Source organism: Bordetella tumulicola, assembly GCF_054779135.1.
The window spans coordinates 896,045-913,066 of record NZ_BAAGYU010000007.1; the positions used below are offsets into that span (position 1 = coordinate 896,045).

Consider the following 17,022-nt stretch of genomic DNA (forward strand, 5'->3'; position numbering starts at 1 on the left):
CGAATGGCGGCGCCGCGGTTCACGAGGCTGCGATGACGCCGACTAGACCAACCAACAGGAGACAAGCTGTGGATCTGGAACTCTCTGACGAGCAGCGTGCATTTGCGCAGGCTGCGCGTGATTATGCCCAAGGCGAGTTGGCCCCCCATGCCGCGCGCTGGGATGCCGAAGGCATTTTCCCCCGCGAGGCCTTTGCGCGAGCGGGCGAGCTGGGGTTTTGCGCGATCTACGCCGCCGAAGACATAGGCGGGTTGGGGTTGCCGCGCCTGGATGCCACCCTGGTGTTCGAGGAAATGGCCGCCGTGGACCCATCGACCACCGCGTTTCTGACCATACACAACATGGCGACCTGGATGGTCGGGCAGTGGGGGCAACCGACCTTGCGCGAAGCCTGGGGGCCGTTGCTGGCCAGCGGCGAAAAGCTGGCGTCGTATTGCCTGACCGAGCCCGGCGCGGGCTCGGACGCGGGATCGCTGTCTACCCGGGCGCAGCGCGACGGGGATGATTTTGTCCTGAATGGCGCCAAGGCGTTTATCTCGGGCGGCGGCGACACGGATCTGCTGATCGTCATGGCCCGCAGCGGCGGCGACGGTCCCGGCGGCGTCAGCGCCTTCGCGGTGCCGGCCGATAGCCCTGGTATCACCTACGGCCGCAAAGAAGAAAAAATGGGCTGGAACAGCCAGTCCACCCGGCCGATCACCTTCGAAAACGTCCGTGTGCCGGCAGCCAATATGCTGGGTCAGGAGGGCGAGGGCTTCAAGATCGCCATGAAGGGCCTGGACGGCGGTCGCATCAATATCGGAACCTGCTCGGTAGGCGCCGCGCAAGGCGCCCTGGACGCGGCCCGGCGTTATATGGACGAACGCAAGCAGTTCGGCCGTCGCCTGGCGGAGTTTCAGGCGCTGCAATTCAAGCTCGCGGACATGGCCACCCACTTGGTGGCGGCCCGCCAAATGGTGCGCCTGGCGGCCTGCAAGCTCGACTCGGGCTCACCCGACGCGGTCACCTATTGCGCGATGGCCAAGCGCTTTGCGACTGACATGGGTTTTCAGATCTGCCTGGATGCGCAACAAATCCATGGGGGCTATGGATACCTGCGTGATTATCCGCTAGAGCGTCTGGTGCGCGATACGCGTGTCCATCAGATTCTTGAGGGCACCAACGAGATCATGCGTGTGATCGTGGCCCGCCAATTGTTGGAAAAAGGAGCCGACGTCCGATGAATGCCCCCGTGTTGTTCGAAGAAAAAACCACCGCCAATGGCATGCGCCTGGGCTTTGCCACGCTGAATGCGCCGCAAACGCTCAATGGTCTGTCGCTGGAAATGGTCGATTTGCTGGCCCAGCGCCTGGACGCGTGGTCGCGCGACACCGGGGTGGCGATGGTGGTGCTGCAAGGTGCGGGCGGCAAGGCCTTTAGCGCGGGCGGCGATCTGCACGGCCTCTATCACAGCATGCAAGCGCATCGCGGGCAGGGGGCGTGGGCCAATCCGCTCGCGCGCGATTTTTTCGAACGCGAGTATCGGCTGGATTATCAAATTCACACCTACCCGAAGCCCATTTTGTGCTGGGGCCACGGTATCGTCATGGGCGGTGGCGTCGGCCTGATGATGGGTGCTAGTCATCGGGTCGTCAGCGAGACCACGCGCCTGGCCATGCCGGAGATATCCATCGGCTTGTTTCCCGATGTCGGCGGCAGCTGGATGCTGAACCACATGACGGGTCGTATCGGACTATTTTTAGCGCTGACGGGCGCACAGCTCACGACGTCAGATATTTTTTATGCCGGGCTGGCCGACTTTCGTCTGGACTCGACCGACTGGCCGCGCGTTACCGAGGCGCTGCTGCAACCCGACTGGGCCGCGAAGGATGCCGACGATGGCCGCACGGCGCGGCTCATCAACGATGGATTGTTGCGTCAGGCCCTCTTGGCGCATGCGCCGTCGACGGCGCTCGCACCGGGACCATTGCGCCAACATGCGGCGATGATTGACGCCCTGTGTGGCGGCGAGGACCTGGGCATGATCGTTGATGCTATTGGGGCCTTGAAAACACACGAGGATCCCTGGCTCGCGCGTGCCGCATCGACGATGTTGGCCGGATCGCCAGGCTCGGCCCGATTGGCGTTTGCCCTGTTGCGTCATACGCGGCTCAGTTCGCTGGCCGATGTCTTTCGCACCGAATATGTGGCGGCCCTGGCCTGCGCAGCCGAAGGCGATTTCGCCGAAGGCATCCGTGCGCTGTTGATCGACAAAGACAAGCAACCCAAATGGAATCCCGCCACCATTGAGCAGGCCTCCGAGGCCTGGGTGCAGCGGTTTTTCGAGGCCCCCTGGCCCGCCGGGCAAGCGCACCCTTTGGCGGATCTGGGCGCACGCTGAATTCAGTAGTACTCTGATTTCGACACGATACGACGACAAATACGAGGAGACCCCGACATGAGTAGCATCGCGTTTATTGGCTTGGGCAATATGGGCGCGCCCATGGCAAACAACCTGATTAAAGCCGGCCACAGCCTGGCCGTATACGATCTGGTGCCTGGCGCCGTCAACAGTTTGGCCGATGCCGGCGCGCGCCCGGCCACATCGGCCACTGACGCCGTGAAAGGCGCCGAAGTGGTGATCACGATGCTGCCTGCCAGCAAACATGTTGAGGCGCTATACCTGGATTCGGATCTGTTGTCGGCGATCGATCCCGCCGCGCTGATCATTGAGTGCAGCACGATCGCCCCCGACTCGTCGCGCAAGGTCGCGATGGTGGCGCAAACTCGCGGTCTGGCCATGATCGACGCGCCCGTTTCCGGCGGTACCGGCGGGGCCGCAGCGGGCACGCTGACCTTTATTGTGGGTGGCGAAGCCGCCGACTTTGCGCGCGCCCAACCCATCCTGCAAAACATGGGCAAAAACATTTTTCACGCCGGACCAGCAGGCGCCGGGCAAGTCGCCAAAATCTGCAACAACATGCTGCTGGGCATCTTGATGGCCGGCACCTCCGAAGCGCTAGCGTTGGGCGTGGCCAACGGTCTGGACCCCAAAGTTCTGTCGGACATCATCGCCAAGAGCTCCGGGCGCAATTGGGCCACAGAGCTGTACAACCCCTGGCCGGGTGTGATGGAAAACGCGCCGGCCTCCAAGGGCTACGCCGGTGGTTTTGGCGTCGATCTGATGCTCAAAGACCTGGGGCTGGCTGCCGAGGCCGCGCTATCGACGCGCTCGTCTACGCCCTTGGGCGAATTGGCGCGCAACATGTATTCTCTGCACAGTGGGCAGGGCCACGGCAAGCTGGATTTCTCCAGCATCGTGAATCTCTACGTGCATAAACCCTCGTGAGTGACGGCGCCGTGACGACAGGCTCAGCAGCGTATGCTGCGGCCGCGGACGACGCCGATACGGCGGTCGCGGCGCAACGGGTGCGGGACAGTTTTGCCAGGCAATCGATCATGACGCTCTTGGGCGCACAGTTGTCGCGCGTTGAGCCGGGGCAGGTCGACATCGCGCTGCCTTATCGGGCGGATCTCTGCCAGCAAAACGGGTTTCTGCATGCGGGGGTATCCACTACTATTGCGGATAGTGCGGGTGGCTATGCCGCGCTATCACTGTTTGACGCAGGCGAGGAAGTCCTGACGTCCGAGTTCAAAATGAACTTTTTGGCGCCCGCCGACGGCCATCGTTTTGTGGCGACGGGCCGTGTGCTCAAGCCCGGCCGGCGTTTGACGATTTGCCAGGTAGAGGTCCACGCTTATCGTGGCGAGCAGTCCGCGTTATGCCTGGTGGGCTTGATGACGGCGGTACGGGTCACGCCGCGCTAGCCTTTGAATCCGCCGTCGGCCAAGTCATAGGGCAGGGGGGCGACGGTGATCTTTGCGCCGTCGGGCGCACCGATACGCAAATCGCCGTCGTCCAGCGCCGCCAAGGTGATTTCGAAGAGCGCGCCGCTGCGCGATGCGTCAACGATACGACCACAAGGCTCTTGTGGCTGGCGGGCGTCGTAAATGTCGGTGCCGGGGGCCGGGACAGTATCCATTGTGTCCCACTGGCCATAGGCCGTGCGGCGCTTGACGGTACCGCGATAGTGACTGCGCGCCACGACTTCTTGCCCAGGGTAACAGCCCTTGGTAAAGCTCACGCCGTCGATCAGGTCCAGATTAAGCGTCTGGGGAATGAAGACATCCTGCGTGGCGGCCGCGACCCAGGGCAAACCGGTGGCCAGATCGGCCGCTTGCCAGTGATCGGCATCGCCGCGTTGGACCTGTGTCGCCAAGGTGGACGCCTGGTCTTGCTGGGCTTGGCTGGCGATCCACCACCAGCGCAAACCGCCACTGACCAAGGGCGCCGCGATCCAGGTGCCGCTGGGCAGATCGACGCGTTGCCAGGGCGTGGCGGGCAATGCGCCGCCAGCCGCCGTTTGCAGGGCATCAACGTCCGCGGGCTCGCCCCACACGCCGGTGACCTGCAACGCGGTGACGGCCAGTTTGGCCTTGGCCCGCAGCACGAACATCGACAGCCGCTTGACCAGGGCATCGGCCAGATCGCGCCGCACCAACGCATAAAGCTGGGGCGCATCGGCGGCCTCGTCGGCCGCAGGCTGCGCGCGCCACAGGACCATGGTGGCGAGCAAACGGCCCTTGGCCGTGCAGTATCCGGACAGTCGGGCCACGTCGGGCGAGAGCCCGGTCACATCGTGGGTCAGTTGCCCGTGCAGAAAAGCCAGCGCATCGGCGCCCGTCGCGGCAATGACCGCATAGTCGGTCAAGGGTGTCGCATAGACGGAACCGGACGAGGTGGATGAAATCGAATCAAAAAAAGCGGACATGGCAGAGGCGGTCAACAGAGTAGGGCACCAAGACGGCGCCGATATAGACAGCCATAATACCCGCCCGCCCTTGTAAGTCGCAGCAATACCCCGCTTTTAATAGGGGTGCACAGGCCTCGGTCAAAAAGCCGCAATCCATGAAAAATGGCTGCGATCCATTAAACTGCGCAAACTTATGAAAAAGCTCTTCCAATATTTTTTGTCGCTGTGCCTGTTGATGCTGGTGCTCGCGGGGGCCGCAGTCGGTGGCGCGTGGGTCTGGATGAACCGCGACATCGACTTGCCGGCCGATAAAGTCGAATTCATCGTGTCGCCCGGCAATACGCCGCGGGCGATGGCGCGTGCCATGAACGAGGCGGGCATTCCCATTTGGGAAGACGGCTTCACCTGGCTGGCGCGCCTGTCCGAACGCGACAAATTGATCAAGGCTGGTGGCTACGAGGCGCGGCGCGGGGATTCCCCCTGGACGCTGCTGGAACGTCTGGCGCGCGGCGAAATGGTGCAGCGCCAGCTCACCTTTCTGGAGGGCTGGACCTATCAGCAAATGCGTGCCGCCCTGCGCGCCAATCCCGACGTGAAGCAGACCCTGGGCGACATCAGCGACGACGCCTTGATGGAAAAACTGGGCTCGGATATCAAAGCGCCCGAGGGATTATTCTTTCCGGACACCTATGTCTTTACCCCCGGGACCACGGATTTCGAGATATTGCGCCAGGCCTATCAACAAGGCCGACAGGTGTTGGCCGCCGTCTGGGCCAAACGGCAAGACGATCTGCCCCTGAAAACGCCCTACGAGGCCCTGGTGCTGGCCTCGATCGTTGAAAAGGAAACGGGCCATGGCCCCGAGCGCACGCGCGTGGCCGGCGTCTTTGTGAACCGCTTGCGGATCGGGATGATGTTGCAAACCGACCCGACCGTGATCTACGGCATGGGCGATCGTTACCAGGGGCGCATTCGGCGCGCCGATCTGCAGGCCGACACGCCCTGGAATACCTACACTCGCGCCGGATTGCCGCCGACGCCGATTGCGGCGGCCGGGCGGGCAGCGCTGTTGGCTGCGGTGCAACCCGAGCGCCATAAATATTTGTACTTTGTTTCGCGCGGCAATGGCACCAGCGAGTTTTCGGCTAACCTGTCCGAGCACAATCGCAATGTGGCGCGCTATATTCTGGGCCGGAATCAATGACAGCACGTGGATGTTTTCTTACCCTCGAGGGCGTAGATGGTGCGGGGAAAAGCACCCATGCAGCCTGGATCGCCGATACGCTGCGCGCGCTGGGGCACACCGTCGTGGCGACACGGGAGCCGGGGGGCACCCCCCTGGGCGAAAAACTCCGGGGCCTGGTCCTGTCCGAATCCATGACGCTCGATACCGAAACCCTGCTGATGTTTGCGGCGCGCTGCGAGCACGTCGCCCAGGTCATCGAGCCCGCCCTGGCGCGCGGCGACTGGGTCGTCTGCGATCGTTATACCGATGCAACCTACGCCTATCAGGGCGGAGGCCGGCAACTGGGCATGGAACGCGTCGCCGTATTGGAACAATGGATGCAACCGTCGCTGCGGCCCGATTGCACGTGGTTGTTTGACGTGCCGCTCGAGCTGGCGAGAGCCCGCCTGGCTGATGCGCGTCAACCCGATCGTTTCGAGCGCGAAGAAGCCGCATTCTTTGAGCGCACCCGGTCCGCCTATCACGCGCGCGCCGCCGCACAACCCGAACGCTTTCGCATCGTGGACTCCAGTCAGCCGATGGAGCAGGTCCGCACACAGTTGCAGGCCCAATTACAAGCCGTCGTGCAGGCGGCGCGCAGCGCATGAGCAGCGCCCAGTTCCTGCCGTGGCAGCAAGATATTGCCCAGACGTGGTTGGCCGGGCGCGATCGTTTTGCGCACGCCTGGCTGATTCACGGTGTCGCGGGAATAGGTAAAAAAGAGTTTGCCTTTGCTGCCGCCGCCAGCTTGCTGTGTGAGTCGCCGCGCAACCAGCTCGCCTGCGGCGAATGCCCCGCCTGTACGTGGGTCGCGAGCGGCAATCACCCCGATCTGCGACGCATACGTCCCGAAGCCATCGCGTTGCAAGAGGGCGGCGCCGCCGAAGGCGCTGACGAGGCGGAGTCCGCCGGGGCGACCGGCAGGACCAAGCGCGCGCCCTCAAAAGAAATCCGTATCGATCAAATCCGGGCCCTGGAATCGTGGTTCAACACCGCGACTCACCGGGGCGGCTGGCGCGTCGCACTGCTGTATCCGGCGCAAGCATTGAACGTCATTTCCGCCAATGCTCTGCTCAAGGTGCTGGAGGAGCCGCCCACCAACACGGTTTTCCTGCTGGTGGCCGACGCCCCCGATCGGCTGCTGCCGACCCTGGTGTCGCGTTGCCGCCGCCTGCCACTGCCTGCGCCCGGACCCGAAGAGACGCTGCACTGGCTGCAGGCACAAGGCGTCAAGTCCGCCCAGGAATGGTTGGCAGCCGCAGGTGGCGCCCCTCTGGCGGCGCTCCAGCTATCGCAAAATACCGACCAGCCGTGTCCCACCTGGCTATCGTCGCTGATCGAGCCTCTGGCCCAGGGACAGGCGCCCGATATCGGCACCTTGGCCGAGAGCCTGGATAAAACCCCGCCGACCGACTGGATCGATACCCTGCAGCGCCTGTATGCTGACCTGATGCTGGCCGGGGTAGGGGCGCCGGTGCGTTATTTCCCGTCATTGGCAAAATGGGTGGGCCTGACGGCCTCGCGTGCCGATGCGGTACGCTTGGCGGAGGGTGCCCGTTGGCTGACGCAGCAGCGTCGCGTGGCGACTCACCCCCTCAGTCCTAAATTATTTGCACACGCGACTCTGCAGCGCGTGGTGCTTTCTTGCCAAGTTTGAAGTCTCCCCATGTACGTTGATTCGCACTGCCATCTCAATTTCCCCAAGCTAGCCCAGGACTTGCCCGACATCCTGCAGCGCATGCAAGCCAATCAGGTCACCCACGCCCTGGTCGTCAGCGTGGATATGCCCGATTGGCCGGGCTTGATTCAGTTGGTCGAGCCGCACCGAAATCTCTGGGCGTCCGTCGGTGTGCATCCTGACTACGAAGAGACCCCCGATCCCACAGAAGCCGAGCTGGTTCAATTGGCCCAGCATCCGAAAGTCGTGGCGATCGGTGAATCCGGGCTGGATTACTATCGCCTGAGCGAACCCCTGGACTGGCAACGCGAGCGTTTTCGCCGCCATATCCGCGTGGCGCGGCAGACGAATCTGCCGCTCATCATCCATACCCGGGACTCCGTTCAGGACACGCTGCGCATCTTGCGCGAGGAAAACGCCGCCGAAGTAGGGGGTGTCATGCACTGTTTTACCGAGTCCTGGGAGATGGCCCAGGCGGCCATTGATCTGAATTTCTATATTTCCCTCTCGGGCATCGTCACGTTCAAGAATGCGGGTGTCGTGCATGAGGTGGCTACCAACATCCCGCTGGATCGGCTATTGATCGAGACCGATTCCCCGTACTTGGCACCCGTGCCATATCGAGGCAAGATCAACGATCCATCGAAAGTCATCCACGTCGCAGAGAAGATTGCGGACCTGAAAGGCATCCCGGTGGCTGACGTTGCGCGTGCATCAACAGAAAATTTCTTTAAATTATTCAACAAGATAGATCGGTAATCTAATCTAAAATATTTAAAGTAATTTATTTAAATTAATACTTTAAAAGCACTTTATTTAAAGTAAATTAATTAAAGTATTTTCGATGAAATATTCTCCTTTTTTCCCTCTGCGCACTCGTTCATTGCTGGCGGCGATCGCCCTGACCGCTGCGACGGCGGCTCTCGCGCCTATCGCTCACGCGGATGCCACGCCCGACAACTGGTGGGTCTACATCCATAACGACAAGGCCTCGGAGGTAAAAACACTGCTCGCCAAGGGGGCAGATCCGAATGTGCGCTATAAAAACGGCCAACCCGCCCTGATGCGGGCCGTCGTCGACGGCGCCTGGGAGGTATTTGACGTGCTGGCCGCCGATCCGCGCACCGACGTCAATGCGGTCAATCCCGCCAACGAAACCGCCTTGATGTACCTGGCAGTGGCAGGGGAGACGGATCGCGCCCGATCTCTGATCAAACGGGGCGCCCAGGTCAACCGCCTGGGCTGGACGCCGCTGCACTATGCGGCCTCCAAGGCCCAGATGGACGTGGCCAAGCTGCTGCTCGCGAACAAGGCCATGGTGAATGCGCCGTCGCCCGAAGGCACCACCCCGATCATGATGGCCGGGTTTTCCGGTCGCAAATACATGGTGGATTTGCTCCTCGACGCGGGCGCTGACATCACCACTCGCAACCTCAAGGGCCAGAACGCGTCTGACTGGGCCTATGTCGCCAAACGAGGCGAACTAGGCGCCGAGTTGGCCCAGATCATTGCCAAGGCCGAGCAACAACGCGATATCCAGCGCGGCAAATCGGGGAGTGCCAAGGCCGCACCGGCGTCCCAGGCACCCCGACAACCTCAGGCGACGCCCGTCCAGCCGCAGGAAATCCCGCAGGCAGTGCAATCCAGTCCAACCGCACCCAAATCCGCCGACGCGCCCACTCCATCCGGGGACGGTGGTGCTGATCTGGGAGGCGTGTCTGGCGTGAAGCTCAATAGCTACGACTAATTTTTAATGTCACCAGGATTCCCCTCGATCATTGAGATCCGGCGGGCAGGTCTGGCGCAGTGCGATGCAGGCTACTGCATAGAATCCATGCACGCCGTGTATGCTGACTAGGCTAGCCTGGCACTTGCTTGCGCCTTAAGATGGGCGGGTACGTTCCCCACAACGCATTGATTTATAGCGTCCCCATTTAAATTTTATGAATTTAAATGGGGACGCTATAAAAAGCGTCGTTACAATGACACGAGTTCCTAGCCTGGAGACCTTCATGTCGGATAAACCCGCCCACGCTTTGCCGTCGTACCTGGATGCCGAACACCTCGGCCCCTGGGGCGTGTATTTGCAACAAGTAGATCGTGTTACCCCGTATCTTGGCCCGCTGGCCCGCTGGGTCGAAACGCTCAAACGACCCAAGCGCGCGCTGATTGTTGATGTCCCCATCGAGCTCGACAATGGTACTGTGGCCCACTTTGAAGGTTATCGAGTCCAGCACAACACGTCGCGCGGGCCCGGCAAAGGCGGGGTGCGTTTTCACCAGGACGTGACGCTCTCCGAAGTCATGGCGCTGGCTGCGTGGATGTCGGTCAAGAACGCCGCGGTCAACCTGCCGTACGGTGGCGCCAAAGGCGGCATCCGGGTTGATCCGCGTTTGTTGTCGCAGTCCGAACTCGAACGCATGACGCGTCGCTATACGTCGGAGATCGGCGTCATCATCGGCCCCACGAAAGACATTCCGGCCCCTGACGTGAACACCAACGCGCAAACCATGGCGTGGATGATGGACACGTACTCTATGAACGAAGGCTCTACGGCGACCGGCGTGGTTACCGGCAAGCCGATCTCTCTGGGCGGCAGCCTCGGGCGGGTCGAGGCCACGGGCCGCGGTGTGTTCGTCACTGCTTGCGAGGCGGCACGCGATTGCAATATCGACGTCAGCAAGGCGCGCGTAATCGTGCAGGGGTTTGGGAATGTGGGTGGCACCGCGGCGCGCCTGTTCCACGAGCTCGGCGCCAAGGTCCTTGCCGTGCAAGATCACACCGGCACGGTTTACAACCCCGCGGGGCTGGACGTGCATAAGTTGCTGTCGCATGTCTCGCAAACGGGGGGCGTCAGCGGCTTTAGCGACGGCCAAGTCCTCGACAACGCGCAATTCTGGGAGCTGGAAACCGATTTCCTGATCCCCGCCGCCCTGGAAAGCCAGATCAACATTACCAACGCCAACAAGGTGCGCGCCAAGATCGTGGTCGAAGGGGCGAACGGCCCGACGACACCTGAGGCCGATGACATCCTGCGCGAGAACGGGATTCTAGTCGTGCCCGACGTGCTGGCCAACGCCGGCGGCGTGACGGTGAGCTACTTCGAATGGGTGCAGGATTTCTCGAGCTTCTTCTGGAGCGAAGAGGAAATCAACCAGCGCCTCGAACGCCTGATGCGTGAAGCCTATGCGGCGGTCTCACAGACGGCCAAGGAGCACAAGATCACGCTGCGTACCGCCGCGTTTATTGTGGCCTGCACGCGCATCCTGCAAGCTCGTCAGGTGCGCGGTCTGTATCCGTGATCGATTGAAAAGGCCTGCCACCCCGGGACACCGGGGGTGGTGCAGCGACGGTGCTTGCGCGGCCCGAGCAACGCGCGCGAGCCCCATCGCTGATCGGCTTCAGGCGGACGACATCCGTGTGTCAGCCGCCCGCAGCCGGGATGAACTCCGGGCGTAGCGTGCCCTTGAGTTCGCTATACGGAATCAGCAATTCCGGCTCGCCATGCGAGTACGGCGCAATCGAATAGGCGTCGTATTTGACGAGCATGCCCTGGGGTGTCAGCGCAAAGTTATCGCTTTCCTGGAACGGCCACATTTTGTCGTAGGCCGCCGGATCGCGTTTGGCGTCTTCGTTTTGAGTCAGCCAGGTTTTATGCGCGCGACGCAAGGCATCCACGTACGCGGCGTGCTGATTGGGCTCCAGCGCCTCGTCCAGCGCCAGAACGCGTGAGCGATCTCGCTGCCAATTCAGATATTGGGTCGCGGGAATGCCGTGCGCGGCGCCGGTGAGGTACTGGTTGGTGTTCAATTCAATCGCGATGATCTTGCTCGTTACACCGACGACGCTGGCGTTGAAGTACGTGGCGTCACGGGACTGCGCCGTTTGCCAGAAATATTGGGTGTATTCCGATAGCGTGCCGTAGGGGCGAGGGCGATCGGGATCCACGCCCGTCATATAGGCCAGGACGTGATCGACAAGCTCCGTCAGCTTCGCGATATCCGGAAAGCCGACGCTGTCGATCTCGATAAGGGGACACTGCCCCTGACAGCCGGGCTTGGTGCCTTTCCATTGAATTTTCTGGACATTCAATCCCGCGACCTGGGCTTCCGATTTGTCGGGCTGCGGCACGGACGAGGGCAGGCTGATATCCGATGGCGAACTCGCGCAGCCGGCCAGCAGGGCCAGGATAGCCAGCGCGCCGGCCGGGACCCATGAACGTGTGCGGGGAGTCTGGGTTGAGGTATGTTGCATAGATTTCCTGAGACGTGAGCAACCCGTTATTTCAAGGGACTTGAGACGTCCACTCGGAGCTCGAAAATTTTTCCTGTGCCTGGATGCGCGCTTTATCCAGGGTGGCCTCGCCGAGCGGCACCTGCGTCAATGACGCCAGGCTTTGAAAGGTTTGTAGCATACGATCAATGATCACGTCGCGTTCCAGGCCAGTCTGACTACGCAGGGGGTCCACGCGTTTTTTAGCGCTGGTGGTGCCCTTGTCAGAGAGCTTTTCACGACCGATACGCAGCACCTGCACCATCTTGTCGACGTCGATATCGTACGACATCGTCACGTGATGCAGGACGGCGCCGCCACGACGGGCTTGTGCCGCGCCGCCGATCTTGCCGATATCCGAAGCGATATCGTTGAGCGGCTGGTACCAGGCCGTGATGCCCAAATCCTGCAACGCGCGCAGCACCCATGCATCAAGGTACTCATACGATTGCTGAAAGGTCATGCCTTGCACCAGCGCCTGAGGCACGCTGAGCGAATAGGTGATGGTGTTGCCCGGCTCGACAAACATCGCGCCGCCGCCGCTGACTCGGCGCACGACCTTGACGCCGTAGCGTTGCGCGCCCTCGGGGTCGACCTCGTTCTTCAGCGACTGAAAGCGCCCGATGATCACAGCGGGCTCAGACCATTCCCAGATGCGCAGCGTCGGCGGGCGCAGGCCGGCGCCGACTTCGTCGGTAATGACCGCGTCCAGCGCCATATGCAATTCCGGAGCCTGCGGACCCTCGCGGATCAGTTCCCAGGGATAGTCATTCCATTGTGCGCGCTCGCTCATGCCAGTGCCCTCCGTACCGTGACGGCGACGGCCTCGGCGGAAAACCCAAACAGCTCGGCGTCGTCAGGCAGCGCCGCCGCGACGGCAGCGGCCATGCGGGCCTCATCCGCGTCGGCCGGCAACCCGCATAACGCTGCATTGATGACGTCCAGCGCCTCGGGTGGCTCCAGGAAAAAATCACCGCTTACGCGCACATCGGCCAGCGCGCCGTCTTTGACATCCAGGTCGACGACAACCAGTTTGCCGCCGGGGACTTTGTATTCACCGTGCATAAATATCGGGTTCCAGTTTAAGGGGCGAGTTCCAGCTTCATCCCATCGTGCGTGGCCGTAAATCCCAACGACTGATAAAACCGCTGGGCATCACTGCGCGTTTTGTCAGTCGTCAATTGAACCAGGCCACAACCGCGCTCACGGCATTGCCCAATGGCCCATTCGAACAACGCATGACCGGTACCGGCGCCGCGTTCCGAGGCGGCGATGCGCACGCTTTCGATCTGGCCGCGCCACAGGCCCTGACGCGACAAGCCTGGAATGAAACTAAGCTGCAGGCAACCAACCACCTCGTCGCCACGCGACACCACCGTCAGAAATTGATTAGGGTCCCGGTCAATGGCCTCAAAGGCCTGCACATAGCACGGCCGCGCGGGCAGGGTGGCATCCTCGCGACGATTGCCCAGGACATCGTCGGCAAGCAGGGTGACAATCGCGTCCAGGTCCTCCCTGAGAGCGCGACGGAACTGCAGCGCCCCCAGATGAGGCGGCGGAATGTTTTCAGTCGTAGACATAAGACGGTTTACGCGACTAGGTTTATTCAGCATGGCCCCTAAAGAAGGCTCACGTAGCGAGGCTTGCTCAGTGTAGGCGTACTGAGCGGGCCTTACTTAGCGGGGCAAGCTCAGCGAGCCCGACTACGCACAGCCTGCTACACGTTTTGAGCCGTTTGACCATACAGGATGCGACGCGACTCGTCGGTCTTGACCGTCGGTGCGGTATTGATGGCCTTGGCTTTCTCGTAGGCGCGCTGCGTCGCGGGACGGGCTCCGATCGCCTCAAACCAGCGTTTCAGATGCGGGAAGTCGTTCAGATCCTGGCTTTGCCGTTCGTACGGCACGATCCAGGGATAAGCGGCCATGTCCGCAATCGAGTACTCGCCGGTGATGAATTCACGATCTGCCAGGCGTTTGTTGAGCACCCCGTACAGGCGATTGGTTTCCTTGACGTAGCGATCAATGGCGTAGGGGATACGCTCTTGGGCAAACGTTCCAAAGTGATGATTTTGGCCGGCCATGGGGCCAAGGCCGCCCATCTGCCAGAATAGCCATTGAAGGGTGTCGGCGCGGCCGCGCACATCTTGCGGCAAAAACTTGCCGATTTTCTCGGCCAGATACAGCAAGATTGCGCCCGACTCGAACAACGCAATCGGCTCGCCGCCATCGGCGGGTGCCTGATCCACAATGGCCGGGATGCGGTTATTGGGTGCAATCTTGAGGAATTCGGGTTGAAACTGATCGCCCTTGCTGATGTTGATCGGAAAGATTTGATAATCCAGACCGGCCTCTTCGAGAAAGAGGGTGATCTTGTGTCCGTTGGGTGTGGTCCAGTAATAAAGATCAATCATGGGGGAGGATCCTTGTGCGAGGGCCACCCGATCAGGTAGAGGGAACAGGGGCGGCGCGATGGCATTCATGATAGCGGGTATCCGGGCCGTCGCGCCGCAAGCCCCACTAGCAAGTGGGGCTTTGCGCCTTGGGCGCGGCACGCCATTTGAACTGCCAATTCAGGCTGACGCCGGCCGCCGCCAGGAAAATCAGACTGACACCCGCGATTTGCGACAACGCCAGTTGCTGACCATAAACGACATAATCCAGCAAAATGGCCATCGCCGGATAGATGAACGCGAGCGCGGCGGTCGAGGTCGTGGGCAGTTTCTGAATAGCCGAGTACAACAGGATATAGGTCAGGCTGGTATGCAGCAGGCCGATCATCACGACCAATCCCCATTGCGTGGGTCCGGTGGGCAACGCCGTGAAATCCACCATGGGCAGCAACAGCAGGGCGCCCAGCGTGACTTGCACCAAGGCCAGCACGTGAGGTGCAATAGGCTTAAGCCGTTTGACGATAATGGACGTCACGGCATATAGCGCCCCGGCGCCCAATGCCAGAGCCAGGCCATGCAAGTACCCGCCGGCTTCGGCCAATTCAGTGGGCTCGATTTGCAGCACGAGTAATAATCCACCAAACGCCAGCACGGACCAGCCCAGCTTTCCCATGGAGGGGCGTTCACCCAGGAAAATCGCACCGAGGGCGATCAGGAAAAACGGCTGAAAGTTATAGACGGCCGTTGACAAGGAAATCGACGCCAGGCGATACGCGGAAAACAGCAATACCCAGTTCAAGACAATGGCGACACCCGCCACCATCGTCCAGGCGAGCGTCTTGCGGGTAAAGATGCCGGGACGCAGCAGGCCACGCGCCAGGCAATAGGCCAACAGCCCCAGGGCCCCAAACACGCAACGGAAAAACACTACATTCCAGGCGCTTTGCCCGGACTCCAGCACAAATACCCCGACCGTTCCGGAAATCATCATGGCGACGGCCATTTGAATGAGGCCGACATTGTCATTGCTTGTCTTCATGGGAAAACTCCTTGTACGTGCGGCGGGAATGCCGCGTCGTCCATGGAGAAATTATCCCAGCCGAATTGGATGCATAATAGGGGAAAAAATAGAAGATTCGAATCATCTGCCTTTGTTTTGGAGATAATTATGAACAGTGACCTAAAAATCGAAAACGACATCCTCGACGGCATTGATCGTCGTCTCGTGCAGCAGTTGACGGCCAATGCGCGTACCACGACCGCCGACCTGGCGCGCCACGTCGGCATGTCGGCGCCCAGCGTCACAGACCGGCTGCGCCGGCTCGAGGAATCAGGGGTCGTGCGGGGCTATACCCTGGACGTCGATCCCGTTGCGCTGGGATACACGCTGACCGCCATCGCGCGTATCCGGCCTTTGCCGGGGCAGTTGCGCAAGGTAGAGACCCTCATCGCCGAGATCGGCGAGGTGGTGGAGTGCGACAAAGTCACGGGCGAGGATTGCTTCATCGCGCGCCTGGTGCTGAAATCGATCGAGCACTTGGATGGCGTACTCGATCGCATCACCGAGTACGCCGAAACGAACACCGCGATCGTCAAGTCCTGCACCGTGCGCCGTCGCCTGCCACCGCTGCAGTCGCCGCGCGCTTAGACCTGGGATCGCTAGACCTGCGTGTCGCAGGCGCGCAGAATATCGTCCTTGAGCGAGGTAGGCTTATCCGTCGGCGCATAGCGCTTGATGACTTGGCCATCGCGGCCCACGAGGAATTTGGTGAAATTCCATTTGATACCCTCGGTGCCCAGCACGCCGGGTTTTTCACCCTTGAGCCAACGATACAAGGGGTGAGCGTCGTCGCCATTGACGTCGATCTTGGCAAACATGGGGAAGGTCACGCCGTAGTTGGTAGCGCAAAATTGCTGAATCTCGGCCTCGTCGCCCGGCTCTTGATGGCCAAACTGATTGCACGGAAAACCCAGTACGGTCAGCCCAGCCGACTGACAATCCTGATACAGCGTTTCGAGTCCAGCGTACTGCGGCGTGAATCCACATTTCGACGCCACGTTGACCACGAGCAGCACCCGGCCGCGATAGGCCTCGAGTGATTGCTCGTTACCCTGGATGTCTTTCACGGAAAAATCGTAGATTGTGCTCATAATGGCCTCTCAACCGACGCTTTACACAATCAACAGGCTACCACGCCCTCGCGGCATTGATCCGCTCTTGGGCATACCCAGACACAATTGGTTTGTCCTTGCCAAGCTTACGGTTTCACCGTGTTTTAGGACGTGATCCGCCTATCATGGAGAAAAGGCAGGTAAAGGAGTCCCCATGGATGATTTGGTCAAACGACTCGAAGCGATGCTCGCTAAAGGTCAAAACAACACGTTGTTGCGTTTTTCCCTGGGCAAGGCGTATGTCGAGCAGGAACAGTACGACATTGCCGTCCCGCACTTACAGGCCGCGCTGGAGCTGGACGGGCAATATTCTGTTGCCTGGAAATGGCTAGGCAAGGCGCTGCAAGGGCAGGGCGATCTCGCCGGTGCCCGGCAGGCGTGGCAAAGCGGCATCGAGGCCGCGCAATCCCGCGGCGATCAACAGGTCATCAAAGAGCTGCAGGTTTTCCTGAAACGCCTTGATCGCGCCAGCCCGTTGTAAAACCCACAA

20 protein-coding genes are annotated in these 17,022 nt (G+C 61.1%); 12 read left to right on the top strand and 8 right to left on the bottom strand.

The features are described 5' to 3' along the window. Positions 1 to 68: 68 nt before the first annotated feature. The 4 genes from ACYVDM_RS12510 to ACYVDM_RS12525 all read left to right on the top strand — a co-directional run bounded on the left by ACYVDM_RS12510 (position 69) and on the right by ACYVDM_RS12525 (position 3,807). Positions 69 to 1,223: an acyl-CoA dehydrogenase family protein gene (locus tag ACYVDM_RS12510; protein ID WP_415785334.1), complete on the top strand. Its 1,155-nt coding sequence runs from the start codon at positions 69 to 71 to the stop codon at positions 1,221 to 1,223. Then, positions 1,220 to 2,380, top strand: coding sequence for an enoyl-CoA hydratase/isomerase family protein (locus ACYVDM_RS12515; protein WP_415785332.1), 1,161 nt, complete (start codon positions 1,220 to 1,222; stop codon positions 2,378 to 2,380). The genes ACYVDM_RS12510 and ACYVDM_RS12515 overlap by 4 nt, the downstream gene beginning before the upstream one ends. A 57-nt stretch (positions 2,381 to 2,437) precedes the next feature. Next, complete coding sequence (mmsB, locus tag ACYVDM_RS12520) at positions 2,438 to 3,328, top strand: 3-hydroxyisobutyrate dehydrogenase (RefSeq protein ID WP_415785330.1); 891 nt, start codon at positions 2,438 to 2,440, stop codon at positions 3,326 to 3,328. Positions 3,329 to 3,438: 110 nt separating this feature from the next. Next, positions 3,439 to 3,807: a PaaI family thioesterase gene (locus ACYVDM_RS12525; protein ID WP_460475417.1), complete on the top strand. Its 369-nt coding sequence runs from the start codon at positions 3,439 to 3,441 to the stop codon at positions 3,805 to 3,807. Here the strand turns inward: ACYVDM_RS12525 and ygfZ are convergent. Then, complete coding sequence (gene ygfZ, locus ACYVDM_RS12530; RefSeq protein ID WP_415785328.1) at positions 3,804 to 4,811, bottom strand: CAF17-like 4Fe-4S cluster assembly/insertion protein YgfZ; 1,008 nt, start codon at positions 4,809 to 4,811, stop codon at positions 3,804 to 3,806. The two genes, ACYVDM_RS12525 and ygfZ, sit on opposite strands and share 4 nt — an antisense overlap. Before the next feature lie 175 nt (positions 4,812 to 4,986). Here ygfZ and mltG point away from each other — a divergent pair, with 175 nt between their 5' ends. The 6 genes from mltG (at position 4,987) to ACYVDM_RS12560 (ending at position 10,998) form a co-directional block, all read left to right on the top strand. Continuing rightward, positions 4,987 to 5,997: an endolytic transglycosylase MltG gene (mltG, locus tag ACYVDM_RS12535; RefSeq protein WP_415785326.1), complete on the top strand. Its 1,011-nt coding sequence runs from the start codon at positions 4,987 to 4,989 to the stop codon at positions 5,995 to 5,997. Continuing rightward, positions 5,994 to 6,626 carry a dTMP kinase gene (gene tmk, locus ACYVDM_RS12540; RefSeq protein ID WP_415785324.1) on the top strand — a complete coding sequence of 211 codons (633 nt, stop codon included), beginning with the start codon at positions 5,994 to 5,996 and terminating at the stop codon, positions 6,624 to 6,626. The genes mltG and tmk overlap by 4 nt, the downstream gene beginning before the upstream one ends. Beyond that, entirely contained in the window at positions 6,623 to 7,675 is a 1,053-nt protein-coding gene (gene holB, locus ACYVDM_RS12545) for a DNA polymerase III subunit delta' (RefSeq protein WP_415785322.1), read from the top strand. The genes tmk and holB overlap by 4 nt, the downstream gene beginning before the upstream one ends. A 9-nt stretch (positions 7,676 to 7,684) precedes the next feature. Beyond that, complete coding sequence (locus ACYVDM_RS12550; protein ID WP_415785320.1) at positions 7,685 to 8,455, top strand: TatD family hydrolase; 771 nt, start codon at positions 7,685 to 7,687, stop codon at positions 8,453 to 8,455. Between the two features lie 85 nt (positions 8,456 to 8,540). Beyond that, positions 8,541 to 9,443: an ankyrin repeat domain-containing protein gene (locus tag ACYVDM_RS12555; protein WP_415785318.1), complete on the top strand. Its 903-nt coding sequence runs from the start codon at positions 8,541 to 8,543 to the stop codon at positions 9,441 to 9,443. A 265-nt stretch (positions 9,444 to 9,708) separates the two neighbouring features. Then, positions 9,709 to 10,998, top strand: coding sequence for a Glu/Leu/Phe/Val family dehydrogenase (locus ACYVDM_RS12560; protein ID WP_415785316.1), 1,290 nt, complete (start codon positions 9,709 to 9,711; stop codon positions 10,996 to 10,998). 121 nt (positions 10,999 to 11,119) lie between these two features. Here the strand turns inward: ACYVDM_RS12560 and ACYVDM_RS12565 are convergent, their stop codons facing one another. The 6 genes from ACYVDM_RS12565 to ACYVDM_RS12590 form a co-directional block, all read right to left on the bottom strand. Beyond that, positions 11,120 to 11,950 carry an RsiV family protein gene (locus ACYVDM_RS12565; RefSeq protein WP_415785314.1) on the bottom strand — a complete coding sequence of 277 codons (831 nt, stop codon included), beginning with the start codon at positions 11,948 to 11,950 and terminating at the stop codon, positions 11,120 to 11,122. Positions 11,951 to 11,981: 31 nt separating this feature from the next. Further along, a complete protein-coding gene (locus ACYVDM_RS12570) occupies positions 11,982 to 12,761 on the bottom strand; it encodes a lipoate--protein ligase family protein (RefSeq protein ID WP_415785312.1) in 780 nt (259 codons plus the stop codon). Next, entirely contained in the window at positions 12,758 to 13,033 is a 276-nt protein-coding gene (locus tag ACYVDM_RS12575; protein ID WP_415785310.1) for a biotin--protein ligase, read from the bottom strand. Before ACYVDM_RS12575 ends, ACYVDM_RS12570 begins: the two co-directional genes overlap by 4 nt. A gap of 17 nt (positions 13,034 to 13,050) precedes the next feature. Continuing rightward, positions 13,051 to 13,548, bottom strand: coding sequence for a GNAT family N-acetyltransferase (locus ACYVDM_RS12580; protein ID WP_415785308.1), 498 nt, complete (start codon positions 13,546 to 13,548; stop codon positions 13,051 to 13,053). A 137-nt stretch (positions 13,549 to 13,685) separates the two neighbouring features. Beyond that, a complete protein-coding gene (locus ACYVDM_RS12585; RefSeq protein ID WP_415787003.1) occupies positions 13,686 to 14,381 on the bottom strand; it encodes a glutathione binding-like protein in 696 nt (231 codons plus the stop codon). Positions 14,382 to 14,487: 106 nt separating this feature from the next. Further along, on the bottom strand, positions 14,488 to 15,399 hold the full coding sequence (locus tag ACYVDM_RS12590; protein ID WP_415785306.1) for a DMT family transporter: 912 nt from the start codon (positions 15,397 to 15,399) through the stop codon (positions 14,488 to 14,490). A 129-nt stretch (positions 15,400 to 15,528) separates the two neighbouring features. Between ACYVDM_RS12590 and ACYVDM_RS12595 the strand changes: the two genes are divergently transcribed. After that, positions 15,529 to 16,008: an Lrp/AsnC family transcriptional regulator gene (locus ACYVDM_RS12595; protein ID WP_415785304.1), complete on the top strand. Its 480-nt coding sequence runs from the start codon at positions 15,529 to 15,531 to the stop codon at positions 16,006 to 16,008. A gap of 11 nt (positions 16,009 to 16,019) precedes the next feature. On the opposite strand, the gene ACYVDM_RS12600 is transcribed toward ACYVDM_RS12595, so the two are convergent. Further along, positions 16,020 to 16,511: a glutathione peroxidase gene (locus tag ACYVDM_RS12600; protein WP_415785302.1), complete on the bottom strand. Its 492-nt coding sequence runs from the start codon at positions 16,509 to 16,511 to the stop codon at positions 16,020 to 16,022. Between the two features lie 175 nt (positions 16,512 to 16,686). Here ACYVDM_RS12600 and ACYVDM_RS12605 point away from each other — a divergent pair, with 175 nt between their 5' ends. Beyond that, positions 16,687 to 17,013 (top strand): tetratricopeptide repeat protein, encoded by a 327-nt coding sequence (locus ACYVDM_RS12605; protein WP_415785300.1) that lies wholly within the window; start codon positions 16,687 to 16,689, stop codon positions 17,011 to 17,013. Positions 17,014 to 17,022: the final 9 nt, after the last annotated feature.